Annotated in this window: 24 protein-coding genes; 12 read left to right on the top strand and 12 right to left on the bottom strand. The window is 34.1% G+C overall.

The annotated features are described in order from the left end of the window. Positions 1-58: 58 nt before the first annotated feature. A complete protein-coding gene (kdsB, locus tag Q0L65_RS01510) occupies positions 59-784 on the top strand; it encodes a 3-deoxy-manno-octulosonate cytidylyltransferase (protein ID WP_296682668.1) in 726 nt (241 codons plus the stop codon). Here the strand turns inward: kdsB and Q0L65_RS01505 are convergent, their stop codons facing one another. Continuing rightward, a complete protein-coding gene (locus Q0L65_RS01505) occupies positions 785-1,495 on the bottom strand; it encodes a potassium channel family protein (protein WP_296682667.1) in 711 nt (236 codons plus the stop codon). 39 nt (positions 1,496-1,534) lie between these two features. Next, a complete protein-coding gene (locus Q0L65_RS01500) occupies positions 1,535-2,200 on the bottom strand; it encodes a fused MFS/spermidine synthase (RefSeq protein WP_296682665.1) in 666 nt (221 codons plus the stop codon). Positions 2,201-2,264: 64 nt separating this feature from the next. Between Q0L65_RS01500 and Q0L65_RS01495 the strand changes: the two genes are divergently transcribed. Continuing rightward, positions 2,265-2,825 (top strand): 1-acyl-sn-glycerol-3-phosphate acyltransferase, encoded by a 561-nt coding sequence (locus tag Q0L65_RS01495; protein WP_296682663.1) that lies wholly within the window; start codon positions 2,265-2,267, stop codon positions 2,823-2,825. On the opposite strand, the gene Q0L65_RS01490 is transcribed toward Q0L65_RS01495, so the two are convergent. Next, positions 2,822-3,265 carry a helix-turn-helix transcriptional regulator gene (locus Q0L65_RS01490; protein ID WP_296682661.1) on the bottom strand — a complete coding sequence of 148 codons (444 nt, stop codon included), beginning with the start codon at positions 3,263-3,265 and terminating at the stop codon, positions 2,822-2,824. The two genes, Q0L65_RS01495 and Q0L65_RS01490, sit on opposite strands and share 4 nt — an antisense overlap. A 313-nt stretch (positions 3,266-3,578) precedes the next feature. Between Q0L65_RS01490 and Q0L65_RS01485 the strand changes: the two genes are divergently transcribed. The 4 genes from Q0L65_RS01485 to Q0L65_RS01470 all read left to right on the top strand — a co-directional run bounded on the left by Q0L65_RS01485 (position 3,579) and on the right by Q0L65_RS01470 (position 8,499). After that, positions 3,579-4,733, top strand: a complete 1,155-nt coding sequence (locus tag Q0L65_RS01485) for a M14 family metallopeptidase (RefSeq protein ID WP_296682659.1) — start codon at positions 3,579-3,581, stop codon at positions 4,731-4,733. 79 nt (positions 4,734-4,812) lie between these two features. Then, positions 4,813-5,292 (top strand): winged helix-turn-helix transcriptional regulator, encoded by a 480-nt coding sequence (locus Q0L65_RS01480; RefSeq protein ID WP_072943262.1) that lies wholly within the window; start codon positions 4,813-4,815, stop codon positions 5,290-5,292. A gap of 96 nt (positions 5,293-5,388) precedes the next feature. Continuing rightward, on the top strand, positions 5,389-7,974 hold the full coding sequence (locus Q0L65_RS01475; protein WP_296682642.1) for a phosphoenolpyruvate carboxylase: 2,586 nt from the start codon (positions 5,389-5,391) through the stop codon (positions 7,972-7,974). Positions 7,975-7,983: 9 nt separating this feature from the next. Further along, complete coding sequence (locus Q0L65_RS01470) at positions 7,984-8,499, top strand: DinB family protein (RefSeq protein ID WP_296682640.1); 516 nt, start codon at positions 7,984-7,986, stop codon at positions 8,497-8,499. 75 nt (positions 8,500-8,574) lie between these two features. Here the strand turns inward: Q0L65_RS01470 and Q0L65_RS01465 are convergent, their stop codons facing one another. The 4 genes from Q0L65_RS01465 to aroB all read right to left on the bottom strand — a co-directional run bounded on the left by Q0L65_RS01465 (position 8,575) and on the right by aroB (position 12,803). Next, positions 8,575-8,979 carry a DNA primase gene (locus Q0L65_RS01465; RefSeq protein WP_296682638.1) on the bottom strand — a complete coding sequence of 135 codons (405 nt, stop codon included), beginning with the start codon at positions 8,977-8,979 and terminating at the stop codon, positions 8,575-8,577. Between the two features lie 13 nt (positions 8,980-8,992). After that, on the bottom strand, positions 8,993-9,964 hold the full coding sequence (locus Q0L65_RS01460; RefSeq protein WP_296682636.1) for a deoxyhypusine synthase family protein: 972 nt from the start codon (positions 9,962-9,964) through the stop codon (positions 8,993-8,995). Between the two features lie 90 nt (positions 9,965-10,054). Then, positions 10,055-11,455, bottom strand: coding sequence for an arginine decarboxylase (locus Q0L65_RS01455; RefSeq protein WP_296682634.1), 1,401 nt, complete (start codon positions 11,453-11,455; stop codon positions 10,055-10,057). 280 nt (positions 11,456-11,735) lie between these two features. Further along, a complete protein-coding gene (gene aroB, locus Q0L65_RS01450) occupies positions 11,736-12,803 on the bottom strand; it encodes a 3-dehydroquinate synthase (protein WP_296682632.1) in 1,068 nt (355 codons plus the stop codon). Between the two features lie 92 nt (positions 12,804-12,895). Between aroB and Q0L65_RS01445 the strand changes: the two genes are divergently transcribed. Continuing rightward, the gene (locus Q0L65_RS01445) at positions 12,896-14,065 is read left to right on the top strand and encodes a proline dehydrogenase family protein (RefSeq protein WP_296682630.1); all 1,170 of its coding nucleotides are present in this window, start codon (positions 12,896-12,898) and stop codon (positions 14,063-14,065) included. 37 nt (positions 14,066-14,102) lie between these two features. Here Q0L65_RS01445 and Q0L65_RS01440 read toward each other — a convergent pair whose 3' ends face one another. Continuing rightward, positions 14,103-15,890: an ABC transporter transmembrane domain-containing protein gene (locus tag Q0L65_RS01440; RefSeq protein WP_296682628.1), complete on the bottom strand. Its 1,788-nt coding sequence runs from the start codon at positions 15,888-15,890 to the stop codon at positions 14,103-14,105. A gap of 155 nt (positions 15,891-16,045) precedes the next feature. Between Q0L65_RS01440 and Q0L65_RS01435 the strand changes: the two genes are divergently transcribed. The 5 genes from Q0L65_RS01435 to Q0L65_RS01415 all read left to right on the top strand — a co-directional run bounded on the left by Q0L65_RS01435 (position 16,046) and on the right by Q0L65_RS01415 (position 22,930). Next, entirely contained in the window at positions 16,046-16,432 is a 387-nt protein-coding gene (locus tag Q0L65_RS01435) for a hypothetical protein (RefSeq protein WP_296682626.1), read from the top strand. Positions 16,433-16,595: 163 nt separating this feature from the next. After that, positions 16,596-17,675 carry an efflux RND transporter periplasmic adaptor subunit gene (locus Q0L65_RS01430; protein WP_296682624.1) on the top strand — a complete coding sequence of 360 codons (1,080 nt, stop codon included), beginning with the start codon at positions 16,596-16,598 and terminating at the stop codon, positions 17,673-17,675. A 26-nt stretch (positions 17,676-17,701) separates the two neighbouring features. Further along, positions 17,702-20,869 (top strand): efflux RND transporter permease subunit, encoded by a 3,168-nt coding sequence (locus Q0L65_RS01425; RefSeq protein WP_296682623.1) that lies wholly within the window; start codon positions 17,702-17,704, stop codon positions 20,867-20,869. Continuing rightward, on the top strand, positions 20,862-22,295 hold the full coding sequence (locus Q0L65_RS01420) for a TolC family protein (RefSeq protein WP_296682622.1): 1,434 nt from the start codon (positions 20,862-20,864) through the stop codon (positions 22,293-22,295). Before Q0L65_RS01425 ends, Q0L65_RS01420 begins: the two co-directional genes overlap by 8 nt. Positions 22,296-22,504: 209 nt before the next feature. Then, positions 22,505-22,930, top strand: a complete 426-nt coding sequence (locus Q0L65_RS01415; RefSeq protein ID WP_296682620.1) for a hypothetical protein — start codon at positions 22,505-22,507, stop codon at positions 22,928-22,930. A gap of 291 nt (positions 22,931-23,221) precedes the next feature. Here the strand turns inward: Q0L65_RS01415 and Q0L65_RS01410 are convergent, their stop codons facing one another. The 4 genes from Q0L65_RS01410 to Q0L65_RS01395 form a co-directional block, all read right to left on the bottom strand. Next, positions 23,222-24,064, bottom strand: a complete 843-nt coding sequence (locus Q0L65_RS01410; RefSeq protein ID WP_296682619.1) for a substrate-binding domain-containing protein — start codon at positions 24,062-24,064, stop codon at positions 23,222-23,224. A 7-nt stretch (positions 24,065-24,071) separates the two neighbouring features. Next, on the bottom strand, positions 24,072-24,938 hold the full coding sequence (locus tag Q0L65_RS01405) for a nucleoside phosphorylase (RefSeq protein ID WP_296682618.1): 867 nt from the start codon (positions 24,936-24,938) through the stop codon (positions 24,072-24,074). Between the two features lie 60 nt (positions 24,939-24,998). Continuing rightward, positions 24,999-25,331: a translation initiation factor gene (locus tag Q0L65_RS01400; RefSeq protein WP_296682616.1), complete on the bottom strand. Its 333-nt coding sequence runs from the start codon at positions 25,329-25,331 to the stop codon at positions 24,999-25,001. A gap of 39 nt (positions 25,332-25,370) precedes the next feature. Continuing rightward, a partial coding sequence (locus tag Q0L65_RS01395; RefSeq protein ID WP_296682615.1) for a 2-oxoglutarate and iron-dependent oxygenase domain-containing protein occupies positions 25,371-26,292 on the bottom strand: 922 nt, incomplete at its 5' end.

Here is a 26,292-nt window from a genome sequence, read left to right as displayed (position 1 = left end):
CCAAAAATTAAATTAAATTTGTATCAGAATTGGATACTACTAATTTTTAATAAAACAAATGAAAATAATAGCCGTTATACCCGCACGTTACGCTTCAACACGATTTCCAGCCAAATTAATGCAAGATTTGGGAGGAAAAACAGTGATTTTAAGAACCTATGAAGCCGCAATCAATACCAAGTTGTTTGATGATGTTTTTGTGGTTACAGACTCAGATATTATTTTTGAAGAAATTATTTCCAATGGAGGTAAGGCTATCAAGAGTATCAAAGAACACGAGTCAGGGAGTGATCGAATTGCTGAAGCGGTGCAAAACTTAGATGTTGATATTGTAGTAAATGTACAAGGAGACGAACCTTTTATTGATGTAGATCCTTTACAAAAAGTAATTGATGTCTTTAAAAACGATTCGGCTAGACAAGTTGATTTAGCCTCAGTAATGCGTGAAATTACCAATGAAGAAGATATCAATAATCCGAATAATGTCAAAGTAGTGGTAGCACAAAATGGTTTTGCCTTGTATTTTTCCCGTTCGGTAATTCCCTATCCAAGGGAGAAGAATGTAGGAGTGCATTATTTTCAACATATCGGAATTTATGCCTTCAGAAAACAAGCCTTATTGGATTTTTATAGTTTGCCAATGAAATCCTTGGAAGCGTCTGAAAAATTAGAACAATTACGCTATTTAGAGTTTGGTAAACGTATTAAAATGGTAGAAACCACCCATGTTGGTATCGGAATCGATACTCCAGAAGATTTAGAGAAAGCGAGAAAAATGCTATAATCATTCGTTGTTTTCGTGATCAAAATAGCCGGTAGCTTTTACTTTGGTTGAAAAGAAATTCAAGAAAAGAATAATGAAAAATAAGAACAATAAGGCTTGTGTACTGACTAAGAATTTACCTATTGTCACAATGGGATAAAAATCACCGTATCCTATTGAAGAAGAGGTGATTATGCTAAAGTAGATTGCGTCAAACCAATTTTGAAAAGGTTTGTTTAGGTAGTTTCCACACGAGTAAAAAACGGCATAAGCAAATACAATTTCCAAATAATTAAAGAACAACAAGAGCATTGATCTTCTATAAGAGCGTGGTCTTGAAAATAAATCAGAGGCAAAAATTAACGTTGGAATATAGAAAATTGTTTCTAAAAATAGATAGGTCATTAGTATAATAACCCATTGATAGTGTTGCCATTGGTTTACTAAAATCACAATAGGAAAGATTACTTTTAGTAGAATATAGAAGTCAGTGGCTAAGTCTTGGTATTCAATGCCTTTTTTTCTAGAAAAATATTTGATGTAAATACCTGGAAATAGCAATTGAGAAGAAGAAAGTAATAAACGAAAAATCTTCTCTATGCCATTATCGTCTTGATGGTCATTATTCCAAATGGACTTTATATTTTGAATTCTTTTTTCAATGGGATCAAATTCAGCTGGTTTCCCATTAGATGATTTACCCAAAAATAATTTTTTGACAATTTTTCTCATTTGTGCTAAAAATAATTACATACAAGTTAGTGAAAAATATTATTTGATCTTTTCTATTATGATTAATTCATTATGAATTTCAACTCGAGGAATTGTTTTGATTTTGAAATTGGGTTGGTAAAATTCGCTACAATACTTTTCATTTCTTTCATTATCATTTTTATTTAAAACCATAGTATTGAATACTATATAACCTTTATTTTGAAGTAAAGCACAAAGTCTTTCTGTAAAGAAATTTTCGAATAAAAAACTAGGTATTTTAGTGTCTTGAAAAATATCAACAATGATTAAGTCGTATTTTTCATTGGCTTGCAATACAAATTCAAAAGCATCTGCTATTACAATGGTGAGATTTGGAATTTGATTCAAATGAAAATAAGAATTAGCGACTTTGATAATTTCAGGGTCAATTTCGACTCCTGTAATTGTGCCTTTAAATTGAATTTCTTTGATTAAGGTTTTTATGACGCTACCACCTGCGACGCCTAAAACCAGAATTTTTTTCATGCTTTTGATTTGGCGAAAGCCAATTGTTTTTAATCCTAATCGTAAAATGCGTTGTAAACTTCCGTAAGAGTAGTTGGTGTTTTCAGAATCCATCACTAATTCGCCATTAGCCCAAGTAACTTCAATAGATTTACTCCAACCTGATTTGGTTTTGTATATCGTAATAGGAATAAGATAGCTCAGAAATTTGCGTATCATAATGTGGGGATTTGTTCAAAAATAAGATTTTAATTGTTTTTATTTGCAATAAATTAGTAAAAGAATGAAGAAGGAGTTCTATAAATGGGTGTTTTTTAAAATCATGGGGTGGAAGATAGTAGGGACTATTAATCCTGAAATAAAAAAATGCGTTATGATGGTACTACCACATACCAGTGCGCACGACTTTTATTTAGGGATTTTTACTCGAGGGATTGTTGGACTTGAAATGAATTTTGTTGCAAAAAAAGAATTATTTCGTTTCCCATTTGGGTATTATTTTAAGTATATGGGTGGCGCACCGTTAGATAGATCGGGTGGCTTAAATAAGGTAGATTCGATTGCAGCAATCTTTGAGGAAAAAGACACATTCCGTTTAGCCGTTGCTCCCGAAGGAACTCGTAAATTTGTGAGTGAACTTAAAACGGGATTCTATTACATCGCCTTAAAAGCTAATGTTCCTATAATTCCTGTGGCTTTTGATTTTGGCAAAAAAGAGGTTCGATTCGGACAACCATTACAGCCCACTGGAAACTTAGAAGCAGATTTAACACTGCTTAATCGACACTTTGTAGGCGTAACAGGAAAAATACCGGAATACGGCTATCGTGTTAAAGAATCTTAATTCGACTTAAATTCTTTAAAAGTTCCATCTTTATAAAAGAAAACAATTTTTTCTACTTCATTTGAAATAGATTGAGGGAGTTGGTCTATTTTTTTTACCTCTACAGTAGGTGTTGTTGTTTTTGCTTCAGGAATAGTTGAAAATAAATTTCCACTAATAGGTTCTGAATTTAAAATAGCAGGAGGTGTTTTAATAACGTTATTGTTGCCGATTGTTTTTGGAAAACTACCTTTTCCATTTAATATCCAATACAAATCTACCTCAGGAAAAACTTCTAAAATTTTAAGAATAAAATCCAAACTCGGTTTGTTTCGTCCTGATAGGAGGTGTGACAAACTAGAGCGTTGTACCCCAATTTTATCTGCAAAAGAAGACGCATTTAAGTTGTAATATTCCAAAAGTATTTCTAGTCTTTTTACGAAATCGTCGATGTTTACCATTGTAGAATAGTTTAAAAAAACATTTGTTTACAAATGTAATCAAAAGTAAAATAATTATGAATAAAACAGTTTGTAAATAGGTAAAATAAATTCAGTTAAATTCAATTTTTAATTTATATAAATTAATTTAAAATATTGATTATCAATAACATATTAGTTTATTTTAAATTTGTTTACAATAAGCAATTTAACTTGTTCGAAAACAGACTTAAAAACAGCTTTTTTTGTTTACAGAATTAAATTTTATGGCGTAATATTAGTTTACAATTGTAAATGTAAAGATGTTTACTTTTGTAAAATCAAATTATGAACTATGAATTTAGAAGCGTTATTTGTTCAAAATAAAGAACAATCTATCCAAGGTCGATATATTACATTAGAACATATTGAACCGATTTTGCAACGATTAAATACAGCAAATCAATTGCAAGAAATTGGAAAATCTGTTTTAGGGAAATCAATATATGAATACCAAATTGGACATGGAGCAACCCGAATTTTTCTTTGGTCTCAAATGCATGGAAACGAAAGCACAACCACTAAGGGGCTTTTTGATTTTTTAAACCTGTTACATAGCGGAACCGATTTGGCAAAACAATTTTTAAATGAGTTTACTTTTTGCTGGATTCCAATGCTAAATCCTGATGGCGCTACTTTATATACTCGTGCCAATGCTAATGCTATTGATTTAAATCGCGATTCTCAAGATTTGACACAGCCAGAAAGTAAGGTGTTGCGTGCTACATTCGAGCGATTTAAACCGGATTATTGTTTTAATCTACACGATCAACGTACTATTTTTGGAGTAGCTACAACGGGTAAGCCAGCTACGATGTCGTTTTTAGCCCCATCTTATAATGAAGAACGGGACATCAATGAGTCAAGATTAAAAGCGATTAATGTCATAGCTGGAATCAATCAGGTATTGCAACAGTTTATACCGGGTCAGGTGGGTCGCTTTGATGATTCGTTTAATATTAATTGTATTGGAGATACGTTTCAGTATTTGGGAGTTCCAACTATTTTGTTTGAAGCGGGACATTTTCCCAACGATTATGAAAGAGAAGAAACTAGAAAATTCGTATTTTATTCGCTAGTGTCTGCTTTTAATGTAATTAACGAAAACGATATAGTTAGCAATAGAATCGAAGAATATTTGAATATTTCACAAAATAATCCAGTTTTTTGTGATTTTTTGTATAAAAATGTCAAAATAAATTATGATGGTAAGGAAAAAATCATCAATTTTGCCTCACAATACAAAGAAGAATTGATTGACGGTCAAATTTGTTTTAATGCGTACATTAATCAAATAGAAGATTTGGAAAATCGTTTCGGTCATTTGGAGTATGATGCTCAAGGAGCTGTTTATACTGATGATTATGACAATATTCCTAAATTAGATCAAAAAGCCAATTTTTATTTAAATAAAAACATAGAATTCGTTAACGGATTGATAAAAAAGTAGTTTTATTACTCATTGTTTAGTTTTTATGTATATTTTTATACTTTGTTTTAGATAATTAATAATATTAATTGAAAAAATTATGAGTAAGTTTCGTTTAGATGAAGTAGATCACCAGATTTTAGATATGTTGATTGACAACACTAGAGTTCCATTTACGGATATTGCCAAAAAATTATTAATTTCTGCAGGGACAGTCCATGTTAGAGTAAAAAAGATGGAAGATGCTGGAATCATTATGGGTTCTTCTCTTGTGCTTGATTATGATAAATTAGGATATTCTTTCATTGCTTATGTAGGTGTTTTTCTTAATAATACCTCTCAAACTAAATTTGTTTTAGAACGAATTAATGAAATTCCTTTTGTAACGGTTGCTTCGGTAACTACAGGTAAATTCAATATCTTCTGTAAGATTAGAGCTAAAGATACTAAACATGCTAAGGATGTAATCTTTATGATTGACGATATTGATGGAGTATACAGAACGGAAACCATGATTTCATTGGAAGAAAGCATCAATGATAAGAAACGTTTGATGCATACGATTTTCAAAAACATGTAATACTTGACGCTATATTTACAATATAACCTCAAGTTTGTTCTTGGGGTTTTTTTATGCCAATTGAATTAAATACAACAACTAACTATACCAGAACCTATGTATACGCTTCCTAAAATTGAACGTTTTAATCAAGATGTACTTTCTAAGTATCACATTTATAACAGTGTGTTTATTACTTTGCCTTTTGATTCTATAGACAATACAGGTGTTTTACTTCCTTTATTTACAGATGTTTGTGATACGGGGTTTAAAAAGCAAGAAACACCAGGTGAAATAGTAGAGTTTTTTACAAAAAAATACCTGCATACTGATTCAGAGTCGGATAAGATTGATTTAATGTTTCGTTTTATTCAATACATTGAGAGACAAATTGTACTTTTTGATGCTATTGAAGATGCAGCTTTTCCGGCCGTGAACAATATGGAGGGTAGAGGATCGCTGCGTGATATTAAAGAAAAAGCAGATGATAAAAATAGTCAAGAAGAATTGACGGAATTTTTGGAAAACTTTAATGTTAGAACCGTTTTAACGGCGCATCCAACACAATTTTATCCAGGTGCAGTTTTAGGTATTATCAACGATTTAACCGATGCAATCCGTAAAAATAATTTATTAGGAATTAAACAATTGTTAGCGCAATTGGGGAAAACTCCTTTTATACAAAATGAAAAACCCAATCCGTATGACGAAGCGGTAAGTTTGATTTGGTATCTTGAAAACGTTTTTTATGAAACGGCAGGAGAGATGGTTCACTATTTAGAAAAGAATTTGTTCAATGGAAATTCGATTAATAATCCGCTGATTAAATTAGGTTTTTGGCCAGGAGGAGATCGTGATGGAAATCCATTTGTAACCACTGAGATTACTCTTAAAGTTGCCGATCGTTTGCGTACTTCTATTTTGAAATGTTATTATATCGAAATGAGAAATTTGAAGCGTAAACTAACATTTCCAGGTGTTGATACTTTAGTTTCTGAGTTGGAGCAAAAATTGTATCGTTCTGTATTTTATTCTAAAGGTGAAATTTTCATTACGCTGGAAGAGTTTAGAACGCAACTAAAAAAGATTAGATCGATTATTGTAGAGCAACATCAATCGCTATATGTAGATCAGTTGGACGCTTTGTTGATTAAAGTGAATTTATTTGGATTTCACTTTGCTACTTTAGATATCCGTCAAAATAGTAAAATACACGATGCTGTTTTTAAAGATGTTGTAAATCATTATTTGCAATCCAATTCAAAAGTATTCCCAGCTAATTATTTTGAACTTTCCGAAAAGGAAAAATTTGATGTTTTATCTAATGTGTCAGGTGATTTAGATCCAGCATCATTTGAGAATGAAATGACCAATTCTACTTTAGGGTCTATTCAAGCTATCAAAACAATTCAACAAAACAACGGAGAATTCGGTTCTAACCGTTATATAATAAGTAATAATGAAAGTGCCTTAAATGTAATGGAAACCTTTGCTCTTTTTAAATTGAGTAATTGGGCAGCACCTTCAGTTGATATTATTCCGTTATTTGAATCGGTTGACGATTTGCAAAATGCGCATGAGATTATGGAGAAGTTGTATACTAATCCAGCTTACGCCAAGCATTTGAAAGAAAGAAATAACAAGCAAACCATCATGTTAGGGTTCTCTGATGGAACCAAAGATGGTGGCTATTTAATGGCGAATTGGAGTATTTATAAAGCAAAAGAATCGTTAACGGAAATCTCAAGAAAATATGGAATTAAAGCCATTTTCTTTGACGGTAGAGGTGGACCTCCTGCTCGTGGTGGAGGAAAAACACATAAATTCTATGCGTCTTTAGGTCCAAAAATTGAAAATAACGAAATTCAGGTTACTGTTCAAGGTCAAACGATTAGTTCTAATTTTGGAACTTTAGACTCTTGTCGTCATAATTTAGAAAACCTTTTAAGTGCTGGTGTCACAAACCAAGTTTTTGCTAAAGGAAGAAATGAATTGACATTAGATGAAAAAGCTATTTTAGATCAATTGGCTGAATTAGGGTATGAGAAGTATTTGAGTTTTAAAAACCACCCAAAATTCATTCCGTATTTGGAACAAATGAGTACTTTGAAATACTATGCTAAAACCAATATTGGTAGCCGTCCGTCAAAAAGAAGTAAGTCTGAAACTTTAGATTTCGCTGATTTAAGAGCGATTCCGTTTGTAGGTTCTTGGAGTCAGTTGAAACAAAATGTACCAGGATTTTTTGGTGTTGGAACAGCTTTAAAACATTTTGAGGATACTAATCAATGGGATAAAGTTCAGAATTTATATGATGGTTCATTGTTCTTTAAAACCTTGTTGGAAAACAGTATGATGTCATTGGCTAAATCATTTTTCCCATTGACTGCTTATATGAGTAAAGATCCTGAGTTTGGAGAGTTCTGGCAAATTATTTATAATGAATTTTTGGAAACCAAACGTTTATTATTAAAAATTGCAGGTCATAAAGAATTAATGGAAAATTACCCTGATGGTAAAGCTTCTATTGACATTAGAGAACGTATTGTGTTGCCTTTGTTGACAATACAACAATATGGATTAACTCGAATTAATGAGTTGATGAAACAAAAAAATCCAGATGAGAAACTAATTAAGGTGTACGAAAAAATCGTGACTCGCTCTCTTTTTGGAAACACAAATGCAAGTAGAAACTCAGCTTAATTTATTAGTATGAGAACAAGTCAGTTGTCTGAAAGTGAATATTCAATATTTAATGCTACTTATATCAAAGCGGCAGGCGAAGTTGATTTGATTGAAGAATTAGAAATTTGTTTGCATGACTTTATTCGATTTGTGCAAAATATTCCAATGGATAAGTTTGATTATCGGTATGCTGAAGGAAAGTGGACTATTAAAGAAATAATTCAACACATTATTGATACAGAACGAATATTTGCCTATCGTGCTTTGCGAATTTCAAGAAATGATAGTACACCTTTGCCGGGTTTTGACGAAAATACTTTTGCTCAAAATACAGCAGGTAATACAAGAAGTCTTCAGGATTTGTTGACAGAATTATCAACGGTTAGACATTCCAATTTATTGCTTTTCAAAAGTTTTTCTGAAGATCAATTGAAAAGAGTAGGTATCGCTTCCGAAAATCTGATTTCTGTTCGAGCCATTGGTTTTATGTTAATTGGTCACCAGAAGCAACATCAAAAAGTATTTGAAGAACGTTATTTATAAATAAAGAAGTATTTAAAAACTAAAAAAGGCTACCTATGAAAATAGATAGCCTTTTTTGTGTAGTAGAATTAATAATTATTCGTCATCTTCATCTTCGTCGTCTGCGATATCTTCAAAATCATTATCATCGTCGTCATCGTCTCCATCTTCAGAATCGCTGTCTGGTTTGTCTAAATTTTCGTCTTCCGAATCGTCATCACTATCCTCTTCGTCTAGTTCTAGTCCTTTGATTGGTGCTACCACTTCGTCGATGATCACATCATCTTCATCATAGTTTTCAATTCTGTCAGAAAGCTTGGTACTTACTTTTACTAAATAAATAGTGTCTTCAGTTCGTACTTCTACTGCTTCAACCAATTCGTTTTTTGCATTTTTAAAACGGATAATGTCTGAGTCATCATAACCATCAGGAAATTTCTCAACTAATAAGTTTAAAATTTCGTTGGTAAGTTTTGCGTAATCAACAATTACTCTTTTCATAAAGTTGTGTATTCTATAAGTCTAATAAATAAGCAAAAATTAAAGGTGCTACAATGGTAGCATCGGACTCGATAATGAACTTTGGAGTGTTGATGTCCAATTTACCCCAAGTTATTTTTTCATTCGGGACAGCTCCAGAGTACGAACCATAACTGGTTGTAGAATCTGAAATCTGACAGAAATAGCTCCAGAAAGGAATGTTGTGCATTTCCATATCTTGGTACAACATTGGCACTACGCAAATAGGAAAATCTCCTGCAATACCACCCCCAATTTGGAAGAATCCAATTCCGTTAGCGCTATTTTTTGGATACCAATCGGCTAAAAAAGTCATGTATTCAATTCCAGACTTCATAGTAGAGGCTTTCAATTCTCCTTTGATTACATACGAAGCAAAAATATTACCCATCGTGCTATCTTCCCAACCTGGAACGATAATAGGTAAGTTTTTTTCTGCTGCTGCGTACATCCAACTATCTTTCAAGTCAATTTCGTAGTATTCTTCAAGAACACCAGAAAGTAACATTTTATACATGAATTCGTGTGGAAAATAACGCTCTCCTTTATCGTCAGCGTCTTTCCAAATTTTATAAATGTGTTTTTGCAAACGACGGAAAGCTTCGTGTTCTGGGATACAAGTATCGGTTACACGGTTTAATCCTCTTTCCAATAAATCCCATTCGTCTTGTGGAGTTAAATCACGGTAGTTAGGCACTCTTTCGTAATGAGAGTGTGCTACTAAGTTCATGATGTCTTCTTCAAGGTTGGCTCCTGTACAAGAAATAATTTGCACTTTGTCTTGACGAATAATTTCTGCAAAAATCTTTCCGATTTCAGCGGTACTCATGGCTCCAGCCATACTGACCATCATTTTGGCTCCATTAGCTAATTGCTGTTCGTAAGCCTTTGCGGCATCAACTAAAGATGCAGAATTAAAGTGCAAGTAATGCTTTTCAATAAACTGACTGATTGGTCCTTTGCTCATTTTTTTTAATTTAATACTTAAAAATTCAAAGTTGTAGTTGATGGTATAATCAAATATAACAAATTTTTAAATCTCTTATTGTGTGTATAATTATTTTTTGTTGTAACCTAATATTTTTAAAACATCGTCCGAAGTTTGTTGCTCTGAATACACTTCGGTAGCCAAAATTCCATTTTCGTCTCGATCAATTAAGATGTGTTTTGGCTGTGGAATCAAACAGTGATGTAATCCGCCATAACCTCCAATCGTTTCTTGGTACGCACCGGTGTTGAAAAAACCAATGTAGAGTGGTTTTTCTTTATTGTATTTTGGTAAATAGATGGCATTCATATTTTGCTCGGAATTGTAATAATCATCACTATCACAAGTCAAACCACCTAATAAAACTCTTTCGTAAGTATCATTCCAACGATTGACAGCCAACATAATAAAACGTTTGTTAATTGCCCAAGTATCCGGTAGAGTGGTGATGAATGATGAATCAATCATATTCCATTTTTCTCTATCGTTTTGTTGTTTTTGATACAAAATTTGGTAAATCGCACCGCCACTTTCACCTACAGTAAAGGATCCAAATTCAGTAAAGATATTAGGAACAGCTACTTCAGCTTCGTCACAAGCAATTTTAATTTGATTGATAATTTCGTCAATCATGTATTGGTAATCGTATTCAAATGTTAATGAATTCTTGATAGGGAAACCACCACCAATATTCAATCCATCAAGTGTAGGGCATTCTTTTTTCAAGGCTACATATACTTTGATACATTTTACTAATTCGTTCCAATAGTAAGCATTATCATTAATACCCGTATTAATAAAAAAGTGCAACATTTTGAGTTCCAATTTTTTATTTTCTTTGATTTCTTTTTTGTAGAAAGGCACAATATTTTTGTAGCCAATTCCTAAACGTGACGTGTAAAACTCAAATTTAGGTTCTTCCTCAGCGGCAATACGGATTCCGATTTTAAATTTCCCTTTTATTTGCGCTTGAAGCAAATCCAATTCTTCGTAATTATCAATAATTGGAATCGTATTCTTGTGTCCAGTATTAATTAAACGAGCAATGTTTGAAACGTATTCGTCTCTTTTAAAGCCATTACAAATTACATAAGTACTTTTGTTAATTTTACCATTTTCCAAAAGATTCTCTACAATATTAATGTCAAAGGCAGAAGACGTTTCAATGTGAATATTGTTTTTGAAAGCCTCATTCATAATGTATTCAAAATGAGAACTCTTGGTGCAATAACAATAATAATACTTTGCCTCATATTTGTTCTTTTCCATTGACTTACGAAACCAAGCTTTGGCTTTGTTAATGTTATTGGAAATTTGAGGTAGGTAGGTAAACTTTAATGGAGTTCCGTATTGTTCTACCAATTTCATCAAATCAATGTTGTGAAACTGAAGATTGTCTTTGTTTAATGTAAACTCTTCTTGAGGGAAGTAATACGTTTGATTGATTAAGTCGAAATATTTTGTATTCATTTGAATTTCAGAATTTTAGATTAAATATGGTTTAAATAACAATTAAACTAAAATTCAAACCCGAATATTAGCATACACAATTTGAAGTTTTTCATTTTCGGCTTTTAGGTATTGGAAAATGTCAAAACTAAAACTTCCTTTGAAAGCATTTAAACGCTTCCACATCCTTAAAAAGGGGCGGTCGTTTAAGTAAAAGTACATTGTGTTTTGATTCGTTTTCATCGAGGCAAATGTAAAAAAATATATATACGAAATGCAATCCTTTTAACTAAAAAAACGATTATGATTTGTAGTCTTGAAATGCGCTAAGAATCAATTCATTTTCAACCAATTGATTGATTTTTATAGCACCAATTCCTTCGATTAATGCAAATTGAATCGTGCCAAATTCATTTTTCTTATCATGAATTAATAAATCAAGTATGGGTTGGATGTCATTTTCTTCAAAAGTAATATCATCGTAAATTGCTTTAATAGCTGATTTTATTTGATGGTATTCGGCTTCTGTGATTAAATTTTTATGCCATGAAATATAACTTTCTAAAATCATTCCAATGGCAATTGCCTCACCGTGAAGTAAAGTAGTTTTATTTTCGTTTTCTAAAAAGTAACTTTCAATAGCGTGTCCTAATGTATGTCCGAAATTTAAAGCCTTACGAATATTTTTCTCGGTAGGATCTTGCATTACAATTTCATTTTTAATCGCAACAGAACGATGAATTAAGCCGTCTAAATCGTTAAAATCAATACTACTTAGGTCTAAAAATTGTTCCCAATAGTTTTTGTCAAAAATTAAACCGTGTTTTAACATTTCGGCTAAACCAGAACGCATCTCGTTTTGAGGAACTGTTTCAAGATATTGCGTGTCAATTAAAACCATTAACGGAACGTTGATTACTCCAATTTGGTTTTTTAAATTACCTAAATCCACTCCTGTTTTTCCTCCAACAGAAGCATCAACCATTGACAATAGCGTAGTAGGAATATGAATAAAATCCACTCCTCTTTTGAATGTGGAAGCTACAAATCCACCTAAATCAGTCACAACACCACCTCCTAAATTGATCACCAAACTTTTTCTGTCAGCTCCCAACTCGGTTAGAACTTTCCAAACTTCGATACAGGTATCAATGTTTTTATTGATTTCACCTGCTTCAAATTCGATGATTTCAATGGTCAAATCAGTTTCTAAGTAAGGTAAAAATTTATGCAAACAATAGTCATTCGTATTGCTATCTGTTATAATAAACAGATTAGAATACTTAGTTGCTTTCAAATGTGAGTTTAAGGCTTCATAGCCTTTTTCATTGAAATGAACAGGATAATTGTTGGCTTGAATTGTTTGCATTGTGTTGTTTTAATTGAGAACGCAAAATAAGGGATTTTTTGATTAATAGTATTGAAAACTCTCTCTATATTTGTAAAAAAATATAACAATTAATGGAAAATATATTCAATAATACACAAATTGCGTTTGCTTTAAAAAGTGATACGGAGTTGGATAGAGCCTATTTTTTATTCAAAATGATTGACAATGAGCCACTTGTTCGTATTGGAACAGCGGTAACTAATTTTGCAATCAAAGCGCATTTACCAGTAGAAGGTTTGATTAGAGCAACTGTTTTTGATCATTTTTGCGGAGGTGTTAATGAGAACGATTGCCTTTCGGTAGTAGATAAAATGTTTACCAAAGGCGTTTCGTCTGTGTTGGATTATTCTGTAGAAGGGAAAGAAGAAGAAGCGCAGTTTGACGCCGCATTAGCCATGACCTTAAAAACAATTGAATTCGCCAAAGAACGCCAAGCCATTCCTTTTGCTGTTTTTAAACCAACTGGTTTAGGTCGATTGGATTTATATGAAAAAGTGGGAGCGAAAGCAACTTTGACTTCTTCAGAAAAAGAAGAGTGGGATAGAGTAGTCGATCGTTTTGATTTGGTTTGTAAAACGGCTCATTACAAAGATGTTGCTTTGTTGATTGATGCCGAGGAAAGTTGGATGCAAGACGCAGCGGATGATTTGGTTGCTCAAATGATGCAGAAGTACAATAAAGAAAAAGCAATTGTTTTCAATACTTTGCAAATGTACCGTTGGGATCGTTTGGATTATTTGAAAAAATTACACGAAAAAGCGCAACAAGAGGGATTTTATATCGGAATGAAACTAGTACGTGGTGCGTATATGGAAAAGGAAAATGCAAGAGCAGAAGAAAAAGGGTATCCTACGCCAATTTGCGCTTCAAAAGAGGCAACAGATAAAAACTACGATGCAGCTGTTTTGTATATGGTGGAACATTTAGATACCATGGCTATTTTTGCGGGAACTCATAATGAATCCAGTTCGTATACTTTAATGAAGTTGATGCAAGAAAAAGGTATCAAAACGAATGACGAACGCATCTGGTTTGGACAATTGTACGGAATGAGTGATAATATTAGTTATAATTTAGCAGCTCACAGATACAATGTAGCTAAATATTTGCCTTTTGGTCCAGTTAAGGATGTGATGCCATATTTGATTCGTCGTGCTGAAGAAAATACTTCGGTAGCGGGACAAACGAGTCGTGAATTATCGATGATAAAAGCAGAACGAAGCCGCCGCAAAAGCTTATAAAAACAAAACGCCATTCAATTGAATGGCGTTTTGTTTTTTATGAATTACTAAATTGTAAATTACTTAGATTCTTATAAATCCCATTTTCTAAAGCAATCAATTCTTGATGGGTACCTTGTTCTGCTATTATACCTTGGTCTAGCACTAAAATCTGGTCTGCGGAACGAATAGTAGACAAACGGTGCGCAATGATAATACTTGTTCTTCCTTCCATCAAAACTTCCAATGCTTCTTGAACTAGTTTTTCACTTTCGCTGTCTAGTGAAGAAGTGGCTTCGTCTAGAATTAGAATACTTGGATTTTTCAATAATGCTCTAGCAATCGCAATACGTTGTCTTTGACCTCCTGATAATTTTACGCCACGTTCTCCTACTAAAGTATCTAACTTTTCTGGGAAACTTTCTATAAAATTATAGGCATTGGCTTGTTGGGCTGCAGCCAAAATTTCATCTTCGGTAGCATTAGGTTTTCCATACGCAATGTTTTCGCGAATGGTTCCGCCAAAAAGAATAACATCTTGAGGAACAATACCCATATTGCCTCGGAGTTGTTCCAAATCGTAATCGTAAATGTTTTTATTGTCAATTTCAATACTTCCTTCGGCAATGGAATAGAATCGTAATAAAAGCGAAGCAATAGTTGATTTTCCAGCACCACTGGGTCCTACAATAGCTATTTTTTGTCCAAATTGAGCGGTAAAATTAACGTCTTTCAAGACTTTCATCTCTTTTCTTGAAGGATATTGAAAGGCTACATTTTTGAAACTCACATTACCACTAATTTTTTCAATAGATTCGTGAGTAGTAGTACCATTAATTTTCTCAGGCGTTTCGTCTAACAATTCAAAAACACGTTCGGTAGCACCAATTGCCTTTTGAATTTGTGCATACAATTCGGCAACACCTCCAAAAGAAGCGCCAACAAAAGTAGAATACAATACAAACGATATTAATTGACCTACACTCATTTCGCCGGCGATACTCAATTGTACCCCATACCAAACCACGGCTACGATAGCACCAAAAAGACAAAAGATAATGAAAGAGGCAAAGTACCCACGGTATTTCCCGCCTTTAATGGCAATTTGAATGACTTCTTTGATTTTGGTTTTGTACCGTGTAATTTCATACCATTCGTTAGCAAACGCTTTTACGATACTGATGCCTTGCATAGTCTCTTCCACGATGATTTGACTTTCGGCCACTTTATCTTGTACCTGCTTAGAGTACCCTCTAATGAATCGTCCAAAAATTACTGCGGCTATGGCAACCAAAGGAACAACAGAAAGCATTAAAATAGTAAGTTTAAGGCTCTCTGTGGCCAATAAAGCAATTCCACCCACAATCAGAATAAATTGTCTTAAAAACTCAGCAATGGTAGAAGTTAAGGTGTCTTGAATTTGTGAAATATCAGAGCTGATTCGGCTATTCAATTCCCCCACACGTTTTTGAGAAAAGAACGACATAGGAAGTTTGACCAAATTACTATACAGAGCCAAACGAAGATTAGCTAAAGTATTCTCTGTAAAGTTGACAAATAAAGACAATCTAAAAAACGAAAAAATAGATTGCATAAATAAAATACCCACTAAACTTAATGCTATAAAATTAGCTTGTGCAGTGTCTTTATTTTTAACACAATCAACCAAAAGTCCCATCAATTTTGGGAAAGCTAAAGCAGTACCTCCAGTAAGTAACAAGAATACTAGACCTACATAAAACTTCCAACGGTGTTTTCCAGAATATTGGAATATGAGCGTTGCTTTTTGAAGGGCACTTAAAGTAATTTTTGATTTTGGTAAATCGTTTTCTTTGAATCGTGGCATACTGTCTCTTAATAAGTCTCAAATGTAGTATTCTCGTTTTTCATAACAAAAAAAGTACACAATAAATAAAGTGGTTTTTGAGATTTTCTTTTAAGATGTTATAAAAAATATAAAATAAAATTTTGCTTGTATTTTTTATTTAATTTTGACCGCTGATGCGAATACTTACATTCTTCATATCGTTTTGTTTTTTCCTGTCGGGTTACGCGAGTGATTTCTCTTTTGCTGCCAAAGGACTTCACTCAGTTAACATCATAACGTGTGCTTTTCAGAAAAATCAATCCCAACAATTTAAAACAAAAGAGCAGACATTCAATGTGTTTGAATACACAGATATTGAATTAGAAGAAGATTATCATAATGATGATAATGTTGATAGTCATACTCCGGTAGTACCTCTAAATAATTGGCTTACCAATTGGCAGTTCGACTTTCCTGTTATTTTAGTATCAGATTGTCATCACAATAACAATCCAACTAATGTTGCTTTAGGCTTATTATCTTCGCCTATATACCTCAAAAACAGTGTTTTTAGAATCTGAAAACTTCCAAATTAGATTCTTAAAATAGTATTTACTTTATGTATTGTAGAGTTACTTCATTGTGTTTTTATATGAGATAATTCTTTTACAAATTGGTTTATAATTTTATTTTTTAGGAATCTACTATCTGTATTATTCAATCCTTTAATTTATTATTTATACCATGAAGAGAATATCTTTATTCACGGGTTTAGTCCTGTTATGTATCGTTAGTTGCACACCCAAAAAAGAAAAAAAAGAAGATGTTGGTAAATTTGCTGTTACCAATCCTATACGAATAGACACTTCCTTTACAAAGGAATATGTATCCCAAATCCGTTCGGTTAGAAATATCGAACTGAGAGCTCAAGAAAAGGGATTTTTACAAAATATTTATGTTGATGAAGGACAATATGTTCAGGCGGGACAGTTGTTATTTCGAATTATGCCTAAAATTTATGAAGCGGAGTTACTGAAAGCTAAGGCTGAGGCTAAAGCCGCTGAAATTGAATTGCAAAATACGAAAACATTGGCTGATAAAAATGTAGTGTCTAAAAATGAACAAGCAATGGCACAGGCCAAATTAGAGCAGGCTAGAGCTGAAGTGGCATTGGCTAAATTGCATTTGTCTTTTACTGAGATTAGAGCACCTTTTTCAGGAACAATTGATCGTATTCCTAAAAAATTGGGTAGTTTGATTGATGAGGGAGAATTATTAACGAGTCTTTCAGATAATAGTAAAATGTATGCCTATTTTAATGTTTCTGAGCCTGAATATTTGGAATATCAAACTAATAAAAGTGGACGTGGGAGCAACACCATTAGTTTGCGTTTAGCCAATAATGAAACTTTTAAATACAAAGGCAAAGTAGAAGTTATTGAAAGTGAATTTGATAGTGAAACAGGTAATATTGCTTTTAGAGCGAGTTTCCCTAATGCAGATAAACTCTTGAAAAACGGACAAACAGGTAAAGTATTGATGACGGTACCAGTTAAAAATACGTTGATTATTCCTCAAAAAGCGGTTTACGAAATTCAAGACAAAAAATATGTTTTTGTTGTAAATGAAAATAATATTGTAAAATCTAGAGAAATTAAAATTACAGGTGAACTACCGGATCTTTATGTAATAAAAAATGGTGTTGCTGTCACCGACAAAATTTTGCTTGAAGGAGTTCAGAAAGTAAATGATGATGATAAAATTAGCTTTGTTTATCAGAAACCTCAGGATGTTCTTTCCCATTTGAGATTAAAAGCAGAATAAATTGAATCCTTTTAAATCATAAATCTATGTTTAATAAATTTATACAAAGGCCAGTACTCTCGATAGTAATATCGTTGATGATTGTGCTTTTAGGAATATTGGCAATAACCAATTTACCAGTTACACAGTTTCCCGCTATATCACCACCTAAGGTGAATATTGTAGCGGCTTATCCAGGGGCTAATAATGAGTTGATGATTAAGTCGGTAATTATTCCTTTAGAAAGAGCCATAAATGGAGTTCCGGGAATGAAATACATGACATCAACCGCTGGAAACGACGGAGAAGCTAGTATCAATGTAATTTTTAATTTAGGTACCGATGCCAATCAAGCCTCGATTAATATTCAAAATAGGGTCGCTTCGGTAGTCAATAAATTACCTCCAATTGTAGTTCGTGAAGGGGTGAAAATTACTCGTGAAGAACCGAATATGTTGATGTACATCAACTTATTCAGTAAAGATCCTACTATGGATCAAAAATTCCTATTCAATTTTGCCGATATCAATATGTTGTCTGAGATTAAAAGGATTGATGGAGTAGGAGTTGCTGATATTTTGGGTAACCGTGAATATGCAATGCGTATTTGGTTGAAACCTGACCGTATGTTAGCCTATAAGATTTCGGCAGATGAAATATTAGAATCATTAAATCAACAAAGTTTAGAAGCATCTCCAGGTAAAACGGGAGAAAGTTCAGGAAAACGTTCTCAAGCTTTTGAATATGTGTTGAAATATTCTGGTAGGTTTACCACCAAAGAAGGATACGAAAATATTGTTTTACGTGCTACTCCAGATGGCGAAATTCTACGTTTAAAAGATGTAGCCAATATTGAGTTTGGAAGTTCGATGTATGATATTTATTCTAATTTGAATGGAAGTCCATCAGCGGCTATCACGATAAAACAATCGTATGGTAGTAATGCAAGTCAGGTTATTAAAGACGTGAAAGCTAAAATGGAGGAGTTGAAGAAAACTACCTTTCCTAAAGGAGTAGACTATGAGATTAGTTATGACGTTTCTAAATTCTTAGATGCCTCTATTGAAAAAGTAATCCACACCTTAGTAGAAGCTTTTATTTTGGTAGGATTAGTAGTGTTTTTATTCCTTGGCGATTGGCGATCTACTTTAATTCCTGCTATTGCAGTTCCTGTTTCTTTGGTTGGAACTTTTGCGTTTATGCAGTTTTTCGGAATTACGATCAACTTAGTAACTTTATTTGCTCTTGTATTAGCTATTGGGGTCGTCGTCGATGATGCCATCGTGGTTATCGAAGCAGTACACGCCAATATGGAAGAACACCATTTAGGACCAATTAAAGCGACTAAAAAAGCGATGCACGAAATTAGTGGGGCTATTATCGCAATTACCTTTTTAATGGCAGCGGTATTTATTCCGGTTGCTTTTATGTCGGGGCCAGTGGGAATCTTTTTCCGTCAGTTTGCCATCACTATGGCTACATCCATTATTTTGTCAGGTATTGTTGCTTTAACGTTGACACCTGCACTTTGTGCGATGATGTTGAAAAACAATCACGGAAAAGTCAAAAAGCAAACGCCAATGGATCAATTTTTAGATGGCTTTAATAATAGATTCAATAGTTTATCGGATAAGTATAACAATATTCTTCATAAAGTAGTTACCCGTAGAACGTTGACGTTTACGGTTCTGATTGGGTTTTGTATAGGTATTTTCTTCCTGAACAATAGTTTGCCTTCAGGGTTTATACCCAATGAGGATCAAGGAATGTTTTATGCCGTTATTCAAACACCGCCAGGTTCATCATTGGAAAGAACCAATGAAATTGCGGAACGATTACAAAAAATTGCCGAAAAAGTAGAAGGCGTACAATCTGTATCGTCACTGGCGGGTTACGAAATTTTAACAGAAGGTACGGGATCAAATTCAGGAACCTGTTTGGTTAATCTAAAAAGTTGGGAAGATCGTACGCATTCGGTTTCTGAAATTATGAAAGAATTAGAAGAAAAATCTAAAGATATTTCAGGAGCTACGATTGAGTTTTTTCAACCACCATCAGTACCAGGTTATGGTGCTGCGGGGGGATTTGAGTTACGTTTGCTAGATAAAGCGGGTAGTGGCGATTATAAAAAATTAGAAACTATCAGCAATGATTTTGTAAAAGATTTGAGTAAACGCCCTGAATTGTCTTCTGTATTTAGTTTTTACAGTGCGAGTTATCCACAGTACATGATTAAAGTCGACAATGATATTGCACAACAAAAAGGAGTAAGCCTTGAGAATGCAATGAATACCTTATCTGTATTGGTAGGAAGTACCTATGAAACCAACTTTATCAAATACGACAGACAATACAAGATCATTGTGCAGGCCTCTCCTGAATACAGAGCACTGCCTGAAGACATCATGAAATTGTATGTTAAAAATAATCGTGATGAAATGGTGCCATTTTCTTCTTTTGCTAAAATGGAAAAAGTATATGGATTGAATGATATTACACGTCATAATATGTATAACGCCTCTGAAATTAGCGGTCAAGCGGCACCTGGTTACAGTAGTGGCGCTGCTATTCAAGCAATTCAAGAAGTAGCCGAACAAAAACTACCAAGAGGTTATGGAATTGATTGGGCGGGTATTTCAAAAGACGAAGTAGGTCGTGGGAATGAAGCTATCTTTGTTTTCTTGATTTGTTTGCTATTTGTGTACTTGGTTCTAGCCGCTCAATACGAAAGTTTTATTTTGCCATTTGCGGTTATATTATCACTTCCAGCAGGTATTTTTGGTTCTTTCTTATTGCTAAAAATATTTGGATTAGAAAACAATATTTATGCTCAGGTAGCCTTTATTATGTTGATTGGATTATTGGGTAAAAATGCCGTTTTAATTGTGGAATTTGCTGTGCAAAAGCACAGAGCAGGTGCTTCGGTATTACAAGCCGCTATGGAAGGTGCTGTAGTGCGTTTCCGTCCTATTTTGATGACTTCTTTTGCTTTTATTGCAGGACTGATTCCATTGGTTTTTGCCTCTGGACCTGGAAAGATTGGGAACCGAACTATTGGTTCTGCAGCAGCAGGAGGGATGCTTTTGGGTACCATCTGTGGGGTATTAGTAATTCCTGGATTGTATTATATATTCGGCAGAATTTCAGAGAAAACCCAATTTGTAAAAAATGAAGAAGAAAATCCATTAACAGAAGAAATTGATAACAATGTTTAAACTAAAGATACCTCAATATGCTATTCCGCTAGGCTTATGTCTGGCGGTAATTAGCTGTAAAGCACCCGAAATTAAGCCGGTAAATTCAACTGCTGCACTTCCAGAAGCGTTTGCTTCTTCAAAAGATACAGCAACATTGGCTACTATACAATGGCACAATTTTTTTAAGGACAAAAATTTGGTTGATTTAATTGACGTTGCCATAAAAAACAATCAAGAATTGGCCATTACGTTACAAGAAATTGAAATAGCCAAGAACGATATTCGAGTGCGTAAAGGGGCTTTGCTACCCACTGTAGGCTTAGGCGCTGGAGCAGGAGTAGAAAAAGTAGGGCGTTATACCAGCCAAGGTGCAGGTGACGCTTCTACAGAAATTAGTCCGGGACACGAATTCCCTGAAGCGTTACAAGATTATAAATTAGCTGCTTATGCGCATTGGGAAGTGGATATTTGGAAGAAACTACGCAACAGTAAAAAAGCAGCCTTTAGTCGTTATTTGGCTACAGTTGAAGGTAAAAACTTTGTGATTACTAATTTGGTTGCTGAAATAGCGAGCTCGTATTATGAGTTGTTAGCTTACGATAACCAATTGGAGATTGTGAAACAAAGTATTGCAATTCAAAAGAATGCTTTGGAAATTGTAAAAATCCAAAAAGAGGCAGCACGTGCTACCGAATTAGCCGTTCAGAAATTTGAAGCCGAAGTATTGACTTCTAGAAGTATGGAGTTTGATATTCTTCAAAAAATAAAAGAAACGGAGAATAAAATCAACTTTTTATTGGCACGTTATCCACAGGAAATTAAAAGAGACAAAACGAATTTAGTAAGCGCTTTGCCTTCACAATTAAAAGCGGGAATCCCATCGCAATTATTAGCGAATCGTTCCGATATCAAACAGGCCGAATTGCAATTAGAAGCGGCAAAATTAGATGTGAAAGTGGCTAGAGCCGAGTTTTATCCTTCCTTAGATATTTCGGCTTCAGTAGGATGGAATGCGTTCAAATCGTCGTATTTGTTTAAAACACCCGAATCCTTATTGTACTCTCTAGCAGGCGATGTGGCAGCTCCTTTAATCAATAGAAATGCGATTAAAGCTGAGTTTAAAAGCGCCAACTCACGTCAACTTCAAGCCTTATACAATTATGAGAGAACAATTTTAAATGCGTACTTAGAAGTATCAAATCAATTGTCAAAAATTGAGAACTTACAAAAAAGTTTCAGTTTGAAAACCCAACAAGTAGGGGCTTTGGACCGTTCTATTTCGGTTTCTAATGATTTGTTTAAATCAGCGAGAGTAGATTATTTTGAAGTGTTGATGACACAACGTGATGCTTTAGAAGCAAAGTTAGAATTGGTAGATACCCAAAAAGAGCTAATTAACGCCTCAGTATATGTTTACAGAGACTTAGGCGGTGGTTGGAAATAAGAAAATTGTTTCAAAACCAAAAACTCCATCAGCAATGATGGAGTTTTTTTATGCTCTGTATTTAATTTATTAGTAAGTTTGATTTCAGTTAGTTCAAAGTCAGGAGACTTTGCGTAGCGAGAGTAGAATTTTAAATCATAAAAACCACACGAAAGGATTCGCGCGGGAGCGGGGGAAAGACATAGGACAACATATTCAAGAACATATAGATGAAGAATAGAAAAATATATTTTATAGATGTAGTTTATTATAATTGTTATACTTTTTACCGAAGATATGAAAAAGATTTGAATGAATTTTCAGGTCAAGCTTTAACAGCAGTATGTTTATCTTTAAATGTTGTTGGTATTTTAATTTTAATGCAAAAACTTTTTAAATTGTCTCTTTTTGAAAATAAATGGTGTACATTATTCATTTCATTGCCTGTTTTATTATTTACGGTTATTAGATATAATAAATATATAACCATATCAGAGATAGAAGACGCATTATATGAAAAAAATCAAGACCGCATTAAAAGATTAAATTTCATTACGGGTATTTATGTAATTACTTCAATATTTGGCTTTCTTCTTATGGCAATAATTTTAGGCGAACTTAATAATCCGCCACCATTTTGGGAAAATTGGTGGTAATGTGGAAAAAACGGTCAAATTGACCGGTCGTGTATCAAAGTGGTAGTGTATCAAAGTTAGTGATGACTCCAAATCAATAAGTTACTATATTGATAATCTCCTCCCGCTGGCGCAAGCGTCTCGCTTGTGCCAACAAATAAAAATTAATTAAAAACAATTATAAAAAAGCAACTACGGTTGCATTTTTTGTGCTGAAAAATAAACGGGTTTTCTAGCCCCGCTAGGGGATATAGCGAATAGCGGGACAATATGAGTTGAGAAGATAAAAGGGTGCTACAAAAAAACATTCGTTTATACCAACTGTTCCACAGGAAGGGTACTATCAATAATGTGCAACTCTACTAATTGCCTTTGAATGCGTTCTAGTAAATCTAAGTCTATTTTTTCTTGAGACCATTCGGTTAAGGTCAACCATTCGTTAATGTCTTCTATTTTTTGGTGGTAGGTAGTGGATAAACGGTCTGAAATGTTGGGTATGGCTTTAAAATCTCGTGTTTTGGCATTAATAATATCAAGAAGTGTTGCAATGGCTTCGGGCTGTGTAGCTAGGACTTCTTCGCGAACGGCAATGACAAAGCAAGGCCAAGGAGTAGGGCAGTCGGCTAACCGTCTAAAAATCCCGTTATCCACTAGCGGTTTCGTCATAAAATGTTCCCACATAAAATAATTAGCTGTACCCTCGGTCAAAGCAGTTACTGCGCCATCGATGGTGTTGACAATTTCAAATTGTAATTCGTTAGTGTTCCACCCTTGGTTTTTGGCATTGACATAGGCCATCAATTGCGAGCCTGAACCTAGGCGTGAAATGGCTACTTTGGTATTTTCTAAATCAGCCAGCGTTTGGTAATTGGATTGAGCCGCCACGTGAATCCCCCATATTAATGACGATTTTACATATACTTGCACTATTTTAGACGGATTTCCATTAACAATATCCTTGAGGATGCCTTCGGTTAAAATCACTGCAATATCAGCACTTCCATCGCGAAGCATTTGGCACATTTTACCCGTTCCTTCAGGGACATCAGTCCATTGCAAATCGATGTTTTCTTTTTTAAATTCGCCTTGCTCAAGGCAAATATGCCAAGGCAAATTGAAATGTTCCGGAACGCCAACAATCTTTAAAGAAGTCATAAACGGTTTATTGAGCTAATTTATCTAAGGTATAAGCAATCAATTCATCAACCGCTTTGGTAGGGTCTTCGCTGAAAGTACCACTAGCTCTATTGGCAATAATAGCATTCAAGGACAAGGCATTATGTCCTAACAAGGCCGAAAGTCCGTATATAGCAGTCGTTTCCATTTCGAGATTGGTAATTCGGTTGCCTTTAAACTCAAAGTTGTCCATTTTGGAATTCAAATCACTATCTTGAATAGGTAAACGCAATACACGTCCTTGAGGACCGTAAAACCCACCAATAGTGCATGTGATTCCTTTGTGCATTTGGTTGCTTTCTATTCTTTTTTCCAAGGTTTCAGAACAAGCAATCGCATAAGGTCGCCCTTTGCGCACATCCCATTGGGTGTGAGTCATAAAAGCGTCTTCCATATCAGTATGCGTTACGGCATCGACTATATAGGATCGCAACATATTGTCTAAACCAATTCCGAATTGAGACAACACAAAGCTATCCACAGGAATATCCGCTTGAATGGAGCCTGAGGTTCCAATGCGAATAATATTCAAAGAAGTTAATTGTTCTTTAGGCTGACGCGTGTTCAAATCAATATTCACCAAGGCGTCTAATTCGTTCAAGACAATGTCAATATTATCCGGGCCAATTCCAGTAGAAAGCACGGTTAATCGTTTGCCTTTATAAATCCCTGTTTGAGTTTTGAATTCTCTTTTTTGAATTGAAAACTCGATACTATCAAAGAATTGCGTTATTTTTTCCACACGATCAGTATCACCAACAAAAATAATATCGTGGGCAATATTTTTAGGTTTCAGATTCAAGTGATACACACTTCCGTCTGGATTTAATATCAATTCTGATGATTTTATCATGTTTGTTTTAGGTGTAAAATTTAACTTCGTAAATCCAATATCGTACTTCGTATATCGAATTTATCCACCTACGCGTTTGGTTTTAAAACCTTTCTCTTGTAGCATTTTCATAATTCTATCGCGATAGTCACCTTGTATGATAATTTCTCCATCTTTGAATGTTCCACCCACAGCGAGTTTGCTTTTAATTTCTTTGGCTAAAATTTTGAAATCTTCGTCAGCACCTTCATATCCAGCAATTATGGTGGTGGGTTTACCTTTTCGCTTTTCGAATTTGCAAATCATTGGCTCCGCTTGAACGTATAATTCGTGTTCGTTTTCGGCAACTACTTCAGGCTCATTTGAAATTTGGTGATCAGGGAATAGGTTTTTTAATTGTTCTTGTAAGTCCATTTAATTGTCAATTATCAATTATGAATTATTAATTGTTAATTATTTTTTAATCAATCCTAATTCCACTAATCGTTCATTTAAGTATTCGCCAGCAGTAATGTCTTCAAACTGTTTGGGGTGTGTTGCATCAATGCATTGTTCTAGGCAATCCAAAGGCATGTCGCTAACAGGATGCATGAAAAAAGGAATCGAATAACGAGACGTTCCCCATAATTCTCTAGGTGGATTCACCACTTGATGGATAGTTGATTTTAATTTATTGTTGGTGTGTCTGGATAACATATCACCTACATTAATCATTAATTCGTCAGGCTGTGCCATCGCGTCAATCCAATCACCATTATGATTTTGAACTTGTAACCCTTTTCCTTGAGCTCCCATTAATAAGGTAATCAAATTGATGTCGCCATGAGCAGCGGCACGAACCGCACCATCTTTAGGTTCGTCAGTAATAGGAGGGTAGTGAATTGGTCGTAAAATACTGTTTCCGTCTTTGATGAAATTGTCAAAATAGAATTCGTTTAAACCAATGTGTAAAGCCAAAGCTCTTAAAACATAGATTCCTGTTTTTTCAAGCATTTGGTACGCTTCTTTTCCTGTTGAATTGAAATTAGCCAATTCGTTAACTGTAACGTTTTTAGGGTATTCACTAGCATATTTTGAATCGTCACTCACGTATTGTCCAAAGTGCCAAAACTCTTTTAAATCTCCAGCAGAGCGTCCTTTAGCATGTTCTTTTCCAAAAGAAACATAACCACGTTGTCCTCCAATTCCTGGGATTTCATACTTTGATTTGGTTTCTAAGGGTAACGAAAAGAAATTTCGCACTTCACGGTATAAATTTTCTACTAATTGGTCATTTAAAAAATGCCCTTTTAATGCTACGAAGCCAATATCTTCGTAGGCTTTTCCGATTTCATTTACAAATTTTTGTTTACGTGTCGGGTCATCCGACAGGAAA

This window comes from Flavobacterium sp. (assembly GCF_024642105.1).
In the GTDB taxonomy this organism is placed as follows: Bacteria; Bacteroidota; Bacteroidia; order Flavobacteriales; family Flavobacteriaceae; genus Flavobacterium.
Note: the sequence above shows the minus strand (reverse complement) of the source record. Positions and strands in the feature narration are given on the sequence as shown.

What these genes read in the sequence shown, in the direction of transcription:
- Q0L65_RS01430 (WP_296682624.1), top strand. Translation starts at nt 16,596, where the DNA reads ATGAAGAGAATATCTTTATTCACGGGTTTAGTCCTGTTATGTATCGTT.
- Q0L65_RS01435 (WP_296682626.1), top strand. Translation starts at nt 16,046, where the DNA reads ATGCGAATACTTACATTCTTCATATCGTTTTGTTTTTTCCTGTCGGGT.
- Q0L65_RS01475 (WP_296682642.1), top strand. Translation starts at nt 5,389, where the DNA reads ATGTATACGCTTCCTAAAATTGAACGTTTTAATCAAGATGTACTTTCT.
- Q0L65_RS01470 (WP_296682640.1), top strand. Translation starts at nt 7,984, where the DNA reads ATGAGAACAAGTCAGTTGTCTGAAAGTGAATATTCAATATTTAATGCT.
- Q0L65_RS01455 (WP_296682634.1), bottom strand. Translation starts at nt 11,455, where the DNA reads ATGAATACAAAATATTTCGACTTAATCAATCAAACGTATTACTTCCCT.
- Q0L65_RS01480 (WP_072943262.1), top strand. Translation starts at nt 4,813, where the DNA reads ATGAGTAAGTTTCGTTTAGATGAAGTAGATCACCAGATTTTAGATATG.
- Q0L65_RS01400 (WP_296682616.1), bottom strand. Translation starts at nt 25,331, where the DNA reads ATGGACTTACAAGAACAATTAAAAAACCTATTCCCTGATCACCAAATT.
- Q0L65_RS01420 (WP_296682622.1), top strand. Translation starts at nt 20,862, where the DNA reads ATGTTTAAACTAAAGATACCTCAATATGCTATTCCGCTAGGCTTATGT.
- Q0L65_RS01445 (WP_296682630.1), top strand. Translation starts at nt 12,896, where the DNA reads ATGGAAAATATATTCAATAATACACAAATTGCGTTTGCTTTAAAAAGT.
- Q0L65_RS01490 (WP_296682661.1), bottom strand. Translation starts at nt 3,265, where the DNA reads ATGGTAAACATCGACGATTTCGTAAAAAGACTAGAAATACTTTTGGAA.
- Q0L65_RS01500 (WP_296682665.1), bottom strand. Translation starts at nt 2,200, where the DNA reads ATGATACGCAAATTTCTGAGCTATCTTATTCCTATTACGATATACAAA.
- Q0L65_RS01505 (WP_296682667.1), bottom strand. Translation starts at nt 1,495, where the DNA reads ATGAGAAAAATTGTCAAAAAATTATTTTTGGGTAAATCATCTAATGGG.
- Q0L65_RS01495 (WP_296682663.1), top strand. Translation starts at nt 2,265, where the DNA reads ATGAAGAAGGAGTTCTATAAATGGGTGTTTTTTAAAATCATGGGGTGG.
- Q0L65_RS01405 (WP_296682618.1), bottom strand. Translation starts at nt 24,938, where the DNA reads ATGATAAAATCATCAGAATTGATATTAAATCCAGACGGAAGTGTGTAT.
- kdsB (WP_296682668.1), top strand. Translation starts at nt 59, where the DNA reads ATGAAAATAATAGCCGTTATACCCGCACGTTACGCTTCAACACGATTT.
- Q0L65_RS01425 (WP_296682623.1), top strand. Translation starts at nt 17,702, where the DNA reads ATGTTTAATAAATTTATACAAAGGCCAGTACTCTCGATAGTAATATCG.
- Q0L65_RS01485 (WP_296682659.1), top strand. Translation starts at nt 3,579, where the DNA reads ATGAATTTAGAAGCGTTATTTGTTCAAAATAAAGAACAATCTATCCAA.
- Q0L65_RS01440 (WP_296682628.1), bottom strand. Translation starts at nt 15,890, where the DNA reads ATGCCACGATTCAAAGAAAACGATTTACCAAAATCAAAAATTACTTTA.
- Q0L65_RS01410 (WP_296682619.1), bottom strand. Translation starts at nt 24,064, where the DNA reads ATGACTTCTTTAAAGATTGTTGGCGTTCCGGAACATTTCAATTTGCCT.
- Q0L65_RS01460 (WP_296682636.1), bottom strand. Translation starts at nt 9,964, where the DNA reads ATGAGCAAAGGACCAATCAGTCAGTTTATTGAAAAGCATTACTTGCAC.
- aroB (WP_296682632.1), bottom strand. Translation starts at nt 12,803, where the DNA reads ATGCAAACAATTCAAGCCAACAATTATCCTGTTCATTTCAATGAAAAA.
- Q0L65_RS01465 (WP_296682638.1), bottom strand. Translation starts at nt 8,979, where the DNA reads ATGAAAAGAGTAATTGTTGATTACGCAAAACTTACCAACGAAATTTTA.
- Q0L65_RS01415 (WP_296682620.1), top strand. Translation starts at nt 22,505, where the DNA reads ATGAAGAATAGAAAAATATATTTTATAGATGTAGTTTATTATAATTGT.